Source organism: Shewanella sp. ECSMB14102, from assembly GCF_000813075.1.
Lineage (GTDB): Bacteria > Pseudomonadota > Gammaproteobacteria > Enterobacterales > Shewanellaceae > Shewanella > Shewanella indica.
Genome location: NZ_JWGX01000030.1, coordinates 74,684 through 89,932, shown reverse-complemented (window position 1 = coordinate 89,932; position 15,249 = coordinate 74,684). Strand labels below are relative to the sequence as shown.

The following is a 15,249-nucleotide window of genomic DNA, read 5'->3' as shown; positions in this document are numbered from 1 at the left end:
ACAGCTTACACTACGCTTCGCTTCATTCTAGCTGCCGGTTATTGGTGCGTTATAGCTCTATTGGATACGAGGTAGAATAGTGAAAGCGGTAGAAGTTATTCAAGAAGTAAAGAAAGCTTTGGCTAACACAAGGAAAGCTGGTGAAGTATCGGTGTCTATTGATGCGATGGATAACTTCATGGATCAACTAGAGAAACGTGCTCATATAGTTGGTGACTACAATAAGCTTGAACATGACCGATTGTTAAAAGAATTTGAAGCGGAGAACGCTCGCAATATTGCCCATTCTCAAAATATGAACGCTCATAGTGTCGAGATGTTTAAATCTGTAATTGCTACGGGGCAAGCTGCTCTTAAATCTAGTATGGTCATAAATGGTGGTGCGGCTGCGGCACTACTTGCATTCACAGGTAAGATTTGGAGCGAGGGTTCAATTATCCAAGTTACCAATGCTTTGACTCATTCAATTCTATGGTTCTGCTTCGGTTTGTTAATCGCTTCTTTTGCTGCCGGTACTACTTACCTCTCCCAATTTGCTTATGCAAAAGATTGGGACAAAGTAGGTGGGGCAGTTAATGTATTTACGGTTCTAACAGTTTTGGCGTCATACGCTATGTTTGGCTTCGGCTGTTTCAATGCTTCAAATTCATTAGCTATGCATTTTGGTACGCTATAACAAACTGTTTAAGAGGGATTCGCAACGCGTGGCATTTTCACTATGCATTGGTTTTAGTGTTTAAGGTGGTATGCGGCGGCTTTGGTATTGCGTTGCTCACCCCTTAACAGGGCGTTATATTCATTCGGAGGTAACATAATATGTCTTTAGATGTGGCATATTCTATTGAAATAGATGATTTTATCGACCCAGATAAGGCATATGAGCTTTACTGGTCAGGAATGCTCGAAGACAAGAGAGCATTTTTGTGTCCGGGTACAAACTGTTCAGCTAATGTTACTTGTGCAAACCTTGATAAAGATACTAGCTCACTAAAAGTAGTGCCTCATTTCCGAGTATTTGGTTCTCACACCAAAGGGTGTGAAGTTTCTAGAAATGTACCTCTGAAGCTTCAGTACGCAGAGCCAACAACGCAAAGAGCGACTCATAAAACGCTTGATACTTCAATCGTAGACACATTCTTAGAGAAAAGACCTGAATCGTATTACGACCATTATAAAACTAATAGCCGCGCTAAAAACGCCAAAGTACGAATGGTTAACATACTGAAGTCTAAAGCTGAAAGGCAACTGAAAGAAATTGGTGTCACTAGTAGTATCTATTCGGTAAGAACAGTTGTTAGTAGGTATGCTAGGTACAAGAAAGATGGAACTTTAGAACTGCGCAGACTAAATATTGCGGGTAAAGACAAACCTTACACAAGCCTTTTTAATAAAATAGAAAATCAGATAGTTTCTGACTTGCCGCAAATGCCTTCTATTTATCACGGTTGGGCATTTATCAATAGGTTACCATCAGGTCACGGTTACCAGATAAAGTTCAAGAAAAAACTAAAGGGTAATAGCAGCGACAAAGAGTTCACCACCACGGTTATGATTGGTGACCGGCTAATTGAACATTACAAGATGAAAAAGTTGGTAGCCAAACGGATTGAAAAACTTTATAAATCTCCGAACCCGACTGCTTATGTTTTTATCTATGGTACGCCAAGAGTTAACGAACGAAATGACAGGTATGCAAACATCGATATTACAAATTTAGACATGATCGATATCTGTCTTGAAGACCCTTGGGCAAAATGAATATAACAAACGACTATGGCGTCAATCCTTTATTTTGGGCGATGTTTTGGTCCCACATGATGCCATCTCGAAGTATAGAGTTTAGGATGACCACCATCTTACGAACGCAAGCAATAATCGCCACTTTCTTTGGTTTTCCAGCTTCGAGTAATCGAGCGTAAGTGTCCTTGAAAACAGGGTTACATTGCATGGCTGACATCATGGCCATGTACAAAACGGTTCTCACCTGTGCGCGGCCTCCTTGGATGACTAGGGTTGGTTATGACCACTGCCCGCCGCCAGTTGATAGAAGCTGAAAGTACGCCCTTTTACCACGTGATTAACCGCTGCGTCAGAAGGGCATTTTTGTGTGGTGAAGATGCACTGTCTGGGCGCAGTTACGAGCATAGACGTGGCTGGATAGTGGATAAAATCAGGCAGTTGTCGTCAATATTCTGCATCGACGTTTGCGCTTATGCGGTTATAGGTAATCACTACCATTTGGTGCAATTCTGTAATAATAGCGTTGCTTGAAATTGCTTATATACCCAAAGACATACACCTATTTCCAGGCACAGGCGGAACTGTGACCTTCCGAGCCAGGGATGGCGAGGCAGAGCTTACAGGGACGTACTCGCAGCGAGTCACAGGATCGCCTGTGCGAAAGGCGAACCGCAGGTGATGGGCTGCAACTTAGCTGGCAGCTAAAACCAGGTTTATTAGTGAGATTTGGTTCAAAGCCATGATAGCCGCGGTACCAGCGGCTCTCGGCGACACCGAGGGGGGAATTAGTGCAATTCTGTGAGAATGGAGTAACTTGAAACATCTGAAGTGTCTGCAGACATACACCTAATTCCCAGGCACAGGCGAAACTGTGACCGTCGAAAACAGGGACGTTTTCGTCGAGCGCCCAGGGATGGGTTCACAGCGAATCACAGGATCGCCTGTGCGAAAGGTGCACCGCAGGTAATGGACTACATCGTGGCCGGAAGCTCGGCCAATACTCACTTAGGAACTTTTAGCCAAAAGCCATGTTAGCCACTGTGCCCACAACTATTGGCGCTAAGGGGTTGCTTCAGCAACCAGTTTCAACACGATTCCGGGTTCAGAGCCAGATGCCAGTGCGCTACGCTCGACAAAACCACCGGCCAGCGCCAGCAGTCGGCCATTTTGCATCAGCAGCGGCACTCTGTCTCTGAGCCAGGGCGGCACTCCGAGTTCATGCCAGAGTTTCTTGAGCTCCCGCCCCTTGTCTCTATTGTGGGGCTGACAGCGGTAACTACCCTTGAGTCCCATGACCAATTCAGGCGCAGCAGCAACATCTGATGGCTGAACTTTTGTCCTTTGTGACGCCGGTATTGACGCCATTAGCGGAGCCGATAGTGAAGCCATTAGGGGAGCCATGACTTGAGCCAGCGCCACCCTGGGCCCTGAGTCTGCCAATGTCAGCTCCAGGCGCTGCCAGGGGGCGGTAAGCCCAACACTCAGACTCTGCCCTTGGCTCAATGCTTGCAGCTGCTTTTGGCTCAGGGTCAGTTTCGAGAGTCTTGCAGCCACATCTTCGTTCGCACCTGCGCTATCAAGTAATTGGAATGCTGCCCCTGGCAGAGGCGCCATGGCATAGATCTGTTGCCCATAACGCCTGAGGAGCAATCCTTTAAAGCTAAGCTCAAGCTGAGCATCCTCCCTGGCATCAAGTAGCTGCGCCAAGGCTTGCTGCAACTGCACCTGCGCCGGTAAGGGCAAGCGCTGCATCTGAATAAACTGCCGCAGCAACTGCGCCTGCCACTGGGGTGACAACACTTTGAGCCCGGCGCTATCCAGCACCCGAACGCCGCTGAAGCGGCAACGGCCGAGCAAGGGCTGCAACTTTTCGGCGCTGACTTCATCGAGCAGCAACTGCTGCTCGGCGCACAGCGCGGCGCTGCGTGAGGCCGTAGTGGTAATCGAAGGCCAGCGCTGCTTGAGTACAGGGATCACCTCAGCGCGCAGGAAGTTGCGGTCATACTGGGTGTCCTGATTACTCTCATCATTGATATAGGGCAGCTCGAGGCTTGCCACCGCCTGCTCTATCTGAGCCCGGCTGCTGTCCAGCATGGGCCGTAATTGCCAGCATGGTGCACTTTCTGCCCTGGATGTCTGAGCCAAGGAACTTTCTGCCTTAGATATCAGAGCCAAGTGCTGAGCTTGCCCCATGGCCGCCAGTCCCTTGGGGCCCTGACCACGCTTGAGCGCCAGCAGCAGCGTCTCCAACTGATCGTCCTGATGATGGGCCGTCAGCAGAATATCGCCGGGATTGAGCAACTCGGCAATCGCCTGATAGCGAGCGCGCCGCGCCTCGGCCTCGATACTGACACGCGAACCGAGCTCAAGTTGCACCTTCCGAAGAACAAAATTCAGGCCATAATGCTCGGCTCTTTGGCGACAATGAGCCGCCCAGGTATCGGCATTGCGGCTGAGGCCATGGTGTACGTGCACTAGGGAGATTTGATAAGGCGTCTTGGGATGAGTCTCGCCAAAGCGCGCCAAGGTGTAGGCCAGCAGCTCTGAGTCCATACCGCCGCTATAACCCAGCCAGAGGTGGTTGTCAGCCGTGGCGCCGATTTTATCCAGCAGCGCCGTTAACTTGAGTACCAGGGTATCAACCAGAGTATGGGGCATTAGAAGAGGATCCTGACCTTATCTGTGCCGAGCATGGCTTCCAGTGCCATCATGAGTTCATCACTGGGGTTTACCCGCCAGTCGTCACTCAAACGGAACTGTCCCTTGGCCTGGGCCTGACGATAGTTAATCGCCACAGGCACAGAGCCGCCGCGCCAGGGTGAGAGAGTCTCATAAAACTGTGTCAGCCATTCCGGGCTCAATATTGCCGCATCGAGATCCAGCTCCACCGCCGCCGCAAAGTGGCTGCGGGCTTCGCCCATATCTATGATGTTGCGCGCCGTCATCCGGTTGCCGCCGGAGAAGTCATCGAAGCTCACTTCACCTTCACAGATGAGGATCCTGTCTTTCTCCAGCAGGTGATTGAATTTCTCGAAGGCCTCGGTAAACAGCATCACTTCCAGACGGGCACTCTTGTCGTCCAGCGTCAGCAGCCCCATCTTTGAGCCTCGCTTGGTCAGCATCACCCGGGTGGCGACCACCAATCCGGCGGCCTTGACCGTCTTGCCCCTGTCTGTGGGGTGAATATCCTTGAGCCGCCCGGAGGTGTAGTGCCTGAGCTCTTTGAGATATTGGTTGATGGGATGACCTGTGAGGTAAAGCCCCAGGGTCTCACGCTCCCCTTCCAACCAGACCTTGTCCGGCCAACGTGGGCAGTCGACAAACTGTTGTTTGCTGTCCTCTGGGTCGTCGTTGAGCAGACCGAACATGTCGCACTGGCCTATGGCTTCGGCCTTGGCGTGCTGATCGGCGGCGCGTATCGCCTCCGGCAAGGTAGCCATCATGGAAGCCCGGTGCGGCCCCAGATTGTCCATGGCGCCGGCATTGATCAGCTTCTCAATCACCCGGCGGTTGAGTTTTTTCAAATCCACCCGGGCGCAGAAATCGAACAAGTCTTTGAACGGCCCACCCTTGCGAGCTTCCAGAATCGATTCGACCGGCCCTTCGCCCACGCCCTTGATGGCGCCTATACCGTAGACGATATTGAGCTCTTCATCGACGGTAAACTTGAACAGGCCCTTGTTGACATCCGGCGGAATAAGCTTGAGCCCCATGCGCTCACACTCATCCACCAGGGTCACTATCTTGTCTGTGTTGTCCATATCGGCGGACATTACCGCCGCCATAAATTCAGACGGATAGTGGGTCTTGAGCCAGAGTGTCTGATAAGACACCAGTGCGTAGGCGGCCGAGTGCGATTTGTTGAAGCCGTAACCGGCGAATTTCTCCACCAGATCGAAGATCTTCATCGCCAGTTCGCCATCAACGCCGTTTTTTATCGCCCCGGCTTCAAAACCAGCACGCTGCTTGGCCATCTCTTCCGGTTTTTTCTTACCCATGGCCCGGCGCAGCATGTCCGCGCCGCCCAGGGTATAACCCGCCAGCGTCTGGGCAATCTGCATCACCTGTTCCTGATAGAGGATGATGCCGTAGGTAGGATCCAAAATCGGTTTAAGGCTCTCGTGTTGCCACTTCTCATCCGGGTAGGAGATGGCCTCGTGGCCGTGCTTACGCTCGATAAAGTTATCTACCATCCCCGACTGCAGCGGGCCTGGGCGGAACAGGGCTACCAGAGCGATCATATCTTCAAAGCAGTCGGGCTGCAGACGTTTGATAAGATCTTTCATGCCGCGGGATTCCAGCTGGAATACCGCTGTGGTTTCGTAGCGTTTAAGTACCCCGAAGGACTTGGCATCGTCAAGCGGAATGGCGGCAATATCGACCGGCGGCTTGCCGAGCTTGGCGAGCCTTGGGTTAATCATCCCCAGCGCCCAGTCGATAATGGTCAGGGTTCTGAGACCCAGGAAGTCAAATTTCACCAGACCGGCGGTTTCCACGTCGTTCTTGTCGAACTGGGTCACCGGGTTTTTGCCTTCGGCGTCGCAATAAAGCGGCGAGAAGTCGGTGATCTTGGTCGGCGCAATCACCACGCCCCCGGCGTGCTTACCCGCGTTACGGGTCACCCCCTCAAGCTTGCGGCACATGTCGATAAGGTCTTTGACATCCTCATCGGCCTCATAGGCTTCAGGCAGCGCCGGCTCGACCTCAAACGCCTTGGCCAACGTCATCCCGGGCTCGGCCGGGATCATCTTGGAAATTCTGTCGACAAAACCATAAGGGTGCCCCAGCACCCTGCCCACGTCACGCACTACCGCCTTGGCGGCCATGGTACCGAAGGTGATGATCTGCGATACCGCGTCCCGGCCATAGAGTTCGGCCACGTGATCGATAACCTCGTCGCGCCTGTCCATACAGAAGTCGACGTCGAAGTCGGGCATCGACACCCGCTCGGGGTTAAGAAAACGTTCGAACAGCAGGTCAAATTCCAGCGGGTCCAGGTCAGTGATCTTAAGCGCATAGGCCACCAGGGAGCCGGCACCCGAACCCCGCCCCGGGCCCACGGGAATGCCGTTGTCCTTACCCCACTGGATAAACTCCATCACGATAAGGAAGTAGCCGGGGAAGCCCATCTGGTTGATAACCTTGAGCTCAATATCCAGACGCTCGTCATACTCACCGCGCTTTTCCGCCCGCTCCTGTGGGTCCGGGAACAGGAACTCGAGACGCTCTTCCAGCCCCTCTTTGGAGCGCATCACCAGATAGTCAGCGGTGGACAGCTCACCCGTGGGGAAGTTGGGCAGGAAGTACTCACCAAGCCGCACGGTAACGTTACAGCGCTTGGCTATCTCCACCGTGTTTTGCAGCGCTTCCGGAATGTCAGCAAACAGCTCGCACATCTCAGCTTCAGTCTTGAGATACTGCTGCTCGCTGTATTTCTTGGGTCTACGGGGGTCAGCCAGAGTGTAGCCATCGTGGATAGCCACCCGGATTTCATGGGCCTCGAACTCTTCCGGGGTCATGAACACCACCTGGTTGGTGGCAACCACAGGCAGGCCTGTGTTGGCAGCATGTTCCACCGCCATGTGCAGGTAGCGCTCCTCATCCGGGCGCCCGGTGCGGATCAGTTCAATAAAGTAACGGTCGTTGAAGTACTGCTTATAGAAATCGGTCAGTTCCTGGGCCTGGTTCTGGTTGCCCTTGAGCAGCGCCTTGCCCAAGTCCCCTTCCCTTGCGCCGGAGAGCAGCAAAATACCGGCGCCGTGCTCCAGCAGCCACTGCTGATCGATAGCGACTCTGTCACGCACCTGACCGCGCAGATAGGCCTTGGAGATCAGTTGAGTCAGGTTCTGGTAGCCATCGTTATCCATAGCCAGCACGGTAAGCGCGCAAAACTCATCTTCAAAGCCGGGCACCAACATCCAGAAGTCGGCCCCTATGATGGGTTTTATCCCGGCGCCATGGCAGCCACCGTAGAATTTCACCAGACCACAGAGGTTGTTCTGATCCGTCAGCGCCACTGCCGCCATGCCCTCATCGGCCACCTTGGCCAGAATGGGCTTGACCTTGGCCAGACCATCGGTCATGGAAAAGTCTGAGTGAACACGTAGATGGACGAAACGGGGCTGTGACATGAAAATCCGATTACTCTGACAAGCTGAAAATCAATAGGCAAAGATAACACGCCGGGAGAGGTTCACCAAAGTTAAAACCGGCCATTTAACCTTGCTGTTGATAGAAGCGCCAATTAACCGAGAAATGACGCTCGGCTCAGATTCGCTTTTCACCGACATACCAACAAAAAGATGTAACAGCAAAAAATGACAGGGCAGCAGCGGCTGCCCTTTGGGTTGCATCTTTAGGTTTCAGAACGGCTTATGAATGCTGCTCCAGCCATTCGCGTACCGGCCTGAAGCTGCGTCTGTGTTCAGGCAAGACACCGTGTTGACTCAAGGCTTCGAAATGCGCCTTGGTGGGATAGCCCTTATGGGCGGCAAAACCATACTCAGGGTGGCGGAGGTCAAGCTCGGCCATCTCCCGGTCGCGGGTGACCTTGGCTATGATAGAGGCGGCGCTGATGGCCGGGATCAAGCCATCGCCCTTAACCACTGCGGCCGAAGACAGGCCAAAATCCGGGGTCCGATTGCCGTCTACCAAGACTTTTTCGGGACGCACCTTCAAGCCCGCAACGGCGCGCTGCATCGCCAACATGGTGGCATGCAATATGTTGAGCTCATCGATTTCCGCCGGGCTGGCTCGACCGACTGAGACCGCCAGCGCCTTGGCCAGAATCTCTTCATAGAGGGCATCGCGTTTCCTTTCGCTGAGCTTCTTGGAATCATTGAGGCCGGTGACGGGATTGGCGGGATCCAGGATTACCGCTGCCGTGACCACATCGCCGACCAAGGGGCCACGCCCCACTTCATCTACCCCGGCGACCAGCCCCTGGCACAACAGCTGCGCTTCGGCCTCCGAGAGTTGCTTATAGACTGTCATCTTTCCTCGGCTTTTTTATCCAGCAATGCCACAACCGCCTGGGCCGCCTTCTCACTGGCGTTGCAGGCCAGCAGGCTGTGCAACTTAGTAAACTCGGCCAGCAGCGGCCGGTTATCTTTATCCAGCAATTTACCCACCTCTTCGGCTATCCGCTCGGCAGTGCAATCATCTTGGATAAGCTCTGCCACCAACTCTCTTCCGGCCAACAAATTGGGCAAAGAGAAGTGGTTTATCTGCATCATCCGCTTGGCAATACGGTAAGTGATAGGGCTGACCCGATAGCCGACCACCATAGGGCGCTTGACCAACATGGCTTCCAGCGTGGCGGTGCCCGATGCCAGCAAGATGGCATCGCTGGCGGCCATCACTTCCCGCGAGCGCCCTTCCGTCATATGAATTTCCAGATCCGGCGCATAGGTTTCCAGCGCGGCAAGAAACTGCTGGCGGCGTTTTTCATTCACCAAGGGGGTAATAAACTTGAGATCCGGATAGCGCTGTTTCAGCAGCCTGGCCGCCTCCACAAAGGGCTGGGCCAACATCTTCAACTCGCCACCACGAGAACCCGGCAGGATGGCCAAATATTCAGCCTCGACTTTCAAGCCGAGTGCTTCTCTGGCAAGACGCTTGTCATTCTCCATAGGGATCTCATCGGCCAAAGTGTGGCCGACAAAGGTACAAGGCACCTGATGCTTGTCGTAGAAGGCTTTTTCAAACGGCAGCAGTGACAGCACCATATTGGTGGCGCGGGCGATTTTGAAGATCCGCTTAGGACGCCAGGCCCAAACCGACGGGCTGACATAATGCACCGTCTTGATCCCACGCGCCTTGAGCTTGAGCTCCAGGCCGATATTGAAGTCCGGGGCATCTATGCCGATAAAGCAATCCGGCTGCAGCGCGGTTATCTGTTTGACCAGACTCGAGCGTATCTTCAACAATCTCGGTAGACGGGAAAGCACCTCGGCAATTCCCATCACGGCCAACTCTTCCATGGCAAACAGCGACTCGAATCCGAGCGCCTCCATGCGAGGGCCTCCTATACCGATAAAACGGGCGTCCGGATAGCGCTGTTGCAATGCTCTCATCAGGCCGGCACCTAAAATATCGCCGGAGATTTCTCCGGCGACCATTGCAAAGACTAACTTTCTATTTTGTGTCATTCGTTCTCACTGTGTCAGCGAATAATTCCTCGATTTGAGGAGGTCACAAAATCAACAAATGCTTGAACCTGCGGCTCTTTTGCGGCGTCTTCAGCCATAGCTGCGACTGCCTCTTCCAGAGTCAGGCTGCTGCGGTACAGGGTCTTGTAAGCCCGGCGCAGCGCTTGCTGGGTCTCTTTGGAAAAACCGCGGCGCTTCATGCCTTCCATATTCAGACCTCGGGGAATGGCCGCCTGGCCAGAGGCCATCACGAAAGGAGGCACATCCTGCAGCACCAAAGAACAACCTGCAGTAAAGGCATGGGCACCAATGTGTACAAACTGGTGCACTCCTGTCATACCGCCGAGAATAGCCCAGTCACCCACATGGCAATGACCGGCAATAGAGGCGTTGTTGGCCATGATCACATTGTCGCCCACCACGCAGTCGTGAGCGATATGTACATAGGCCATAAACAGGTTGTTGGAGCCGATACGGGTCTCGCTGTTGTCCTGCACTGTGCCACGGTGAATGGTGACAGATTCACGGATGATATTGTTATCACCCATGATAAGCCGGGTAGGTTCACCGGCATATTTCTTGTCCTGGCAATCTTCACCAACTGAGGCAAACTGAAAAATCCGGTTGCCCTTGCCAATGATGCTGGGTCCCTTGATAACCACATGGGAACTAATCCAGCAATCATCGCCGATCTCCACATCCGGTCCTATATAACTCCAGGGACCGATAGTAACATTCTTACCTATCTTGGCGTCGGGGTGAACGAAAGCTAATTTATCTATCACTTGCTAATCTCTCTGCGGGCACACATGATTTCTGCTGAACACACCAGCTCACCATCCACTTTGGCCTCGCCGTAGAAAACGCCAATCCCGCGGCGTTCCTTGATCATCTTCACTTCAAAGTGCAGCTGATCACCTGGCTCAACAACCCGTTTGAAACGAGCATTGTCGATACCGGCAAAATAATACAACACGTCCGGAGACGGCTTGTCGCTCATGGTCTTGAACGCCAACAAGCCGGTGGCCTGCGCCATGGCTTCCAGAATGAGCACGCCAGGCATAACCGGCTGCACAGGGAAGTGTCCCTGAAAGAAAGGCTCATTGATGGTGACGTTCTTGATCGCATGCAGAGTTTCACCCGGAGTAAAATCCAGTACTCTATCGATCAACAAAAATGGATACCTGTGTGGCAGGTAAGCCAAAATCTCTTTGATATCCATTGTATTTAATTGATTAGACACGAACTCGTTTCCTCATGCCGCTTAACACACAGCGGTATTAATCTTGGGGTTTAACGGTTTTTTCCAGGGTCTTGACCCGCTGGAACAGCTCGTCCAATTGACGGAAGCGAACCGTATTTTTACGCCACAGCCTGTTGGGCATGGCCACAGTGGCGGAGGAGTATACCCCAGGTTCACGAACATCGTTAGTAATGTTGGTGCTGCCAGTGACATGCACCCCATCGGTAATACTCAGATGACCGGAAATCGCGCAATTGCCACCAATGATACAATGTTTACCTATAGTCACGCTGCCTGCCAACACAGTGCAGCCGGCAATCGCAGTGTTGGCTCCAATAATATCGTTATGGGCCACTTGCACCTGGTTGTCGAGGATCACACCATCATGAATTTCAGTATGGTCGATTGCGCCGCGATCTATGGTAGTACCGGCACCAATCTCCACTCTGTCACCTATGCGCACGCCGCCGGTTTGAGGGATTTTGATCCACTGACCGCGTTCGTTGGCATAACCGAAACCATCGGAGCCGATAATCGCCCCCGAGTGAACGATACAGTTTTGCCCCATATGCACATTGTGATAGACGGTGACATTGGCCCACAGGCGACTGCCTGAGCCTATGATGACATCCTGACCAACCACAGTACCGGCACCTATCTGAACATTTTCGCCCAAAATACTGTTGGCACCTATTACCGCATTAGCGCCAACCGCAACGCCCTCACCCAGTTTGGCACTGGGATGAATTTGCGCCGAGGGATGGATATCCTCTGCGGCGGCCGGCGTACTGTCCAGCAATTGCGCGACTCTGGCGAAACCGACATAAGGATCATTGAGTACCAAGGCGTTACCGGCAAAACCGTCCAACTCTTTAGGCGAGATCAATACCGCACCAGCCTGAGTCTGCTCCAGCTGGCTACGGTATTTGGTGTTGGCCAGAAAGGTGATCTGATCCGGCCGCGCCTTTTCAAGTGTCGCCACCGAGGAGACAGTCACACTGTCATCCCCGCGAACTTCAGCCCCTAGTAGCTGGCCAAGCTCTTTCAACGAAAAAGACTTCATCGATTTACTGGCCTTTGCTCAAGGCTTCAACCACTTTGGAACTGATGTCGGCAGCAGGCTTAACATAAACCACGGCGCCGCGTTGCAGTACCATGTCGTACTTCTCTTTTTCAGCTATGGTGTTAATAGCCTTCTGCACCTTTACCAGCAGCTTGTTTTGCTCTTCGCCCTGACGACGACGCAGATCTTCATCCAGCGCCTTACCTTTGAGCTGATAGTCAGCCTTCAGAGATTCCATTTTACGAACCAGTTCGGTCTTTTGCGCTTCGCTCATCAGCGCGGCATCACGCTGCTGCTTTTCCAGCAAACCACGAAGGTCTTCCTGCAATTTCTGAACTTCGGCCATACGATCACCGAACTCAGTCTTGAGTGCGTTGCTGATCTGCTCACGTTGTGGCAGTTGTTCAAACACAGCGCCCATATCGACAACCGCCAGTTTCTCAGCTTGGGCAGCCAGAGGAGCCCCCATCAACATCAGCGTCATCAGTGCGCCGTTTACCATTTTTTTCAAAGTCAGACTCCTTGTTTTTCTTCAGCAATGCTTGCCGAGTTTATGTAATTTAGAAAGTTTTGCCAATATTGAACGAGAAGATCTCGGTCTCGTCATCGTCGTATTCCTTAACGGGCCAGGCCAGGCTGAACACCATGGGACCCATGGGCGACAGCCATTGCAGGCTAAGGCCCCAGGAGGCACGGATACGGCTCGGATCACTGTAATCGGCCAACTTGGAAAACTCATCCGCCGGCAAGAAACGATAGGAGTCATAATCAAACTCCGTATCCCAGACGTTACCCGCATCGATAAAGAAGCTGGTACGTACTGAGTTGCTATAGGCCTCATCCAGGAAAGGAGTCGGCACAATCAACTCCATGCTGGCCGTAGCGATGGCGTTACCACCGATAGAACGACCTGAGCTGATGTAAACTTGGTTGGGATCGCCCGGTAAGCTACAGCCTTCACCATCCGGATTGGGTCCACAAGGCTCGCTGCCACGATACAGATAGAAGGCTCTGGGCCCCACAGAGTTGGACTTGAAGCCACGCAGTGAGCTGGAGCCACCTGAGTAGTAGTTTTCCCAGAACGGCAGGATCTGGTCGTTGTCATTGAAACCACCATAACCGTTGCCATAACCCAGACGGGCACGGGTCAAGAGCACAAACTTATGGCTACGGGTCAGCGGCCAATAGAAGTTGGTATCAAAGTCAGTCTTGAAGTACTGCAGATCCGAACCTGGAACCGTGATCTTACCACTCAAACGCTGGGATGAACCGTCGGTTGGGAAGGTTCCGCGGTTGAGAGTGCTGCGATACCAACCCAGGCTAAGTTCGAAGTTATCGAAGCTCAAGTCAGAGTTGGGATCCTCGTTGTCACGATAGATGTTATAGAAGCGGATCGCCTGCTCATAACTGGAAATCTCAGAAATGGTGTTATGACGATAGCCTATGCCGCCGTTGAGTCTGTTGTACTCGTTAATGGGGAAACCACTGTTAAGCGCAACACCATAGGAGCTGTTCTTATAGCGTTCAAGGTTAGCCTCATTAGCATCGAACTCGTTCCAGTAGATGCTGCCACCCAGGCTGACCCCATCTTTGGTGAAATAAGGATCGGTATACGACAGGTTGACGTTCTTGGAGTACTTGTTGGTGTTCAGGTTAATCCCGGCCTGGTTGCCCGTACCGAGGAAGTTGGACTGCTGAACCCCGAACTGCAGGCTCATGCCTGACTCTGTACCATAACCTATACCAGCGTTAAAGGAGCCTGATGGCTGCTCTTTCACCTTGAAGGCCACATCCACCAAGTCGTCTGTGCCCGGCACCTGCACGGTTTCAGTATCGACAGTTTCAAAGTAACCCAGACGGTTGAGTCGTGCCTTGGATTGCTCGACCAAGGCCGAGTTCAACCAGGCTCCTTCCATCTGTCTCAGCTCACGGCGCATTACTTCATCTTTGGTTACTGTGTTACCGGTGAAGTTAATCGCGCGGACATAAACCCGCTTGCCGGGCTTAACGTTAACATTCAGGGTCACTTCCTTGGTTTCATCATCTATCTCAGGGAAAGTCTTCACCTCTGGATAGGCGTAACCGAAGCGGCCCAGATACTTACTGTACATCTCTTCGGTAAAGGTCACATCTGCGCCGTTGTATTGCTCACCGGCCTTGATAGGCAAGATACCCTTGAGCAACTCTTCACGACCCATGAGTTCACCGGTCAGGTTGACTTCCTTGACCTTGTACTGCTCGCCTTCATCGACGTTAATGGTGATGTAAAGGCCCTTACGATCCGGCGTCATCGCCACCTGAGTCGAGGTCACCTTGAAACGGATATAACCATTATTGTGGTAGTGGGTCTTGATGGTCTCAAGGTCGGCCTGCAGTTTTTGTTTCTGATAACGGCGCTCGCCGAACAGATCCCACCAGGCTACATAGTCTTTGAGCTCCAGCATGCCGATAAGGTCGGCATCGCTGAAGCGCTCGTTACCCACTATGTTAATCTGACGGATTTCGGCCGCCAGACCTTCGGTAAACTTAAACTTAAGTTCTACCCGGTTACGAGGCAGGTTGATCACCTGGGCCTCTACCTTGGCGCCGTATTTACCCACGCCGTAGTAGAAGTCCTGCAGGCCCTTCTCGATACCCGAGAGCATGGTGCGGTCGAGGGCTTCGCCCACCTTCACACCACTGCCGTCCAGGCTTTCCTGCAGCTGCTCATCTTTGATGTCCTTGTTACCGTCGAAGGTCACGGCACTGATGGTCGGTCTTTCACGTACCGACACTATCAGCACCCCACCATCGCGGGACACCTGAACATTTTCAAAGTTACTGGAGGCATACAGGCTCTTTATCGCCTGTTGCAACTTGAGTTGGTCGACTGTGTCACCCACTTTGACAGGCAAACTCAGCAAGGCCGCACCGAGTGCCACTCGTTGCAAACCTTCAACTTGGATGTCGGTCACTTCAAAAGGCTGGAAAGACTCTGCCCAACCATTCCCTGAAAACGACGCGCCGACTAATAACATCGAGGCAAAAAGTTTATTCAATCGCATAGCGCACTT

12 protein-coding genes and 2 pseudogenes are annotated in these 15,249 nt (G+C 52.7%); 3 read left to right on the top strand and 11 right to left on the bottom strand.

Features of this window, described 5'->3' with window-relative positions; all coding sequences use genetic code 11:
- Positions 1 to 79: 79 nt before the first annotated feature.
- Together RC73_RS11640 and RC73_RS11635 are read left to right on the top strand one after the other, a co-directional pair.
- Positions 80 to 676 carry a hypothetical protein gene (locus tag RC73_RS11640; RefSeq protein ID WP_039034788.1) on the top strand — a complete coding sequence of 199 codons (597 nt, stop codon included), beginning with the start codon at positions 80 to 82 and terminating at the stop codon, positions 674 to 676.
- A 140-nt stretch (positions 677 to 816) separates the two neighbouring features.
- Positions 817 to 1,758, top strand: a complete 942-nt coding sequence (locus RC73_RS11635) for a hypothetical protein (RefSeq protein WP_039034787.1) — start codon at positions 817 to 819, stop codon at positions 1,756 to 1,758.
- A gap of 13 nt (positions 1,759 to 1,771) precedes the next feature.
- On the opposite strand, the pseudogene RC73_RS11630 reads toward RC73_RS11635, so the two are convergent.
- Positions 1,772 to 2,005, bottom strand: a pseudogene (locus RC73_RS11630) (IS110 family transposase); the annotation flags it as partial.
- A 14-nt stretch (positions 2,006 to 2,019) separates the two neighbouring features.
- Between RC73_RS11630 and RC73_RS20110 the strand changes: the two are divergent.
- A pseudogene (locus tag RC73_RS20110) lies at positions 2,020 to 2,244 on the top strand (alpha-amylase family glycosyl hydrolase); the annotation flags it as partial.
- Positions 2,245 to 2,799: 555 nt separating this feature from the next.
- Here the strand turns inward: RC73_RS20110 and tilS are convergent.
- The 10 genes from tilS to bamA are packed head-to-tail and all read right to left on the bottom strand — an operon-like array spanning position 2,800 to position 15,240.
- Positions 2,800 to 4,398: a tRNA lysidine(34) synthetase TilS gene (gene tilS, locus RC73_RS11625; protein WP_052248154.1), complete on the bottom strand. Its 1,599-nt coding sequence runs from the start codon at positions 4,396 to 4,398 to the stop codon at positions 2,800 to 2,802.
- The gene (gene dnaE / locus RC73_RS11620; protein ID WP_039034786.1) at positions 4,398 to 7,871 is read right to left on the bottom strand and encodes a DNA polymerase III subunit alpha; all 3,474 of its coding nucleotides are present in this window, start codon (positions 7,869 to 7,871) and stop codon (positions 4,398 to 4,400) included. Before dnaE ends, tilS begins: the two co-directional genes overlap by 1 nt.
- Positions 7,872 to 7,901: 30 nt before the next feature.
- On the bottom strand, positions 7,902 to 8,093 hold the full coding sequence (locus RC73_RS20755) for a hypothetical protein (protein ID WP_039034785.1): 192 nt from the start codon (positions 8,091 to 8,093) through the stop codon (positions 7,902 to 7,904).
- Positions 8,094 to 8,112: 19 nt separating this feature from the next.
- The gene (rnhB, locus tag RC73_RS11610) at positions 8,113 to 8,733 is read right to left on the bottom strand and encodes a ribonuclease HII (RefSeq protein WP_039034784.1); all 621 of its coding nucleotides are present in this window, start codon (positions 8,731 to 8,733) and stop codon (positions 8,113 to 8,115) included.
- Entirely contained in the window at positions 8,730 to 9,890 is a 1,161-nt protein-coding gene (lpxB, locus tag RC73_RS11605; protein ID WP_039034783.1) for a lipid-A-disaccharide synthase, read from the bottom strand. The genes rnhB and lpxB overlap by 4 nt, the downstream gene beginning before the upstream one ends.
- Before the next feature lie 14 nt (positions 9,891 to 9,904).
- On the bottom strand, positions 9,905 to 10,675 hold the full coding sequence (lpxA, locus tag RC73_RS11600) for an acyl-ACP--UDP-N-acetylglucosamine O-acyltransferase (RefSeq protein ID WP_039034782.1): 771 nt from the start codon (positions 10,673 to 10,675) through the stop codon (positions 9,905 to 9,907).
- Entirely contained in the window at positions 10,672 to 11,133 is a 462-nt protein-coding gene (fabZ, locus tag RC73_RS11595) for a 3-hydroxyacyl-ACP dehydratase FabZ (RefSeq protein ID WP_025010987.1), read from the bottom strand. The genes lpxA and fabZ overlap by 4 nt, the downstream gene beginning before the upstream one ends.
- Positions 11,134 to 11,170: 37 nt before the next feature.
- Entirely contained in the window at positions 11,171 to 12,196 is a 1,026-nt protein-coding gene (gene lpxD, locus RC73_RS11590) for a UDP-3-O-(3-hydroxymyristoyl)glucosamine N-acyltransferase (protein WP_039034781.1), read from the bottom strand.
- 4 nt (positions 12,197 to 12,200) lie between these two features.
- On the bottom strand, positions 12,201 to 12,698 hold the full coding sequence (locus RC73_RS11585; RefSeq protein ID WP_039034800.1) for an OmpH family outer membrane protein: 498 nt from the start codon (positions 12,696 to 12,698) through the stop codon (positions 12,201 to 12,203).
- Positions 12,699 to 12,756: 58 nt separating this feature from the next.
- Entirely contained in the window at positions 12,757 to 15,240 is a 2,484-nt protein-coding gene (bamA, locus tag RC73_RS11580) for an outer membrane protein assembly factor BamA (protein WP_039034780.1), read from the bottom strand.
- Positions 15,241 to 15,249: the final 9 nt, after the last annotated feature.

Excerpts from the sequence above, each read along its gene's own strand:
- RC73_RS11635 (WP_039034787.1), top strand. The coding sequence starts at position 817 with ATGTCTTTAGATGTGGCATATTCTATTGAAATAGATGATTTTATCGAC.
- tilS (WP_052248154.1), bottom strand. The coding sequence starts at position 4,398 with ATGCCCCATACTCTGGTTGATACCCTGGTACTCAAGTTAACGGCGCTG.
- dnaE (WP_039034786.1), bottom strand. The coding sequence starts at position 7,871 with ATGTCACAGCCCCGTTTCGTCCATCTACGTGTTCACTCAGACTTTTCC.
- RC73_RS20755 (WP_039034785.1), bottom strand. The coding sequence starts at position 8,093 with ATGCAACCCAAAGGGCAGCCGCTGCTGCCCTGTCATTTTTTGCTGTTA.
- rnhB (WP_039034784.1), bottom strand. The coding sequence starts at position 8,733 with ATGACAGTCTATAAGCAACTCTCGGAGGCCGAAGCGCAGCTGTTGTGC.
- lpxB (WP_039034783.1), bottom strand. The coding sequence starts at position 9,890 with ATGACACAAAATAGAAAGTTAGTCTTTGCAATGGTCGCCGGAGAAATC.
- lpxD (WP_039034781.1), bottom strand. The coding sequence starts at position 12,196 with ATGAAGTCTTTTTCGTTGAAAGAGCTTGGCCAGCTACTAGGGGCTGAA.
- RC73_RS11585 (WP_039034800.1), bottom strand. The coding sequence starts at position 12,698 with ATGGTAAACGGCGCACTGATGACGCTGATGTTGATGGGGGCTCCTCTG.
- bamA (WP_039034780.1), bottom strand. The coding sequence starts at position 15,240 with ATGCGATTGAATAAACTTTTTGCCTCGATGTTATTAGTCGGCGCGTCG.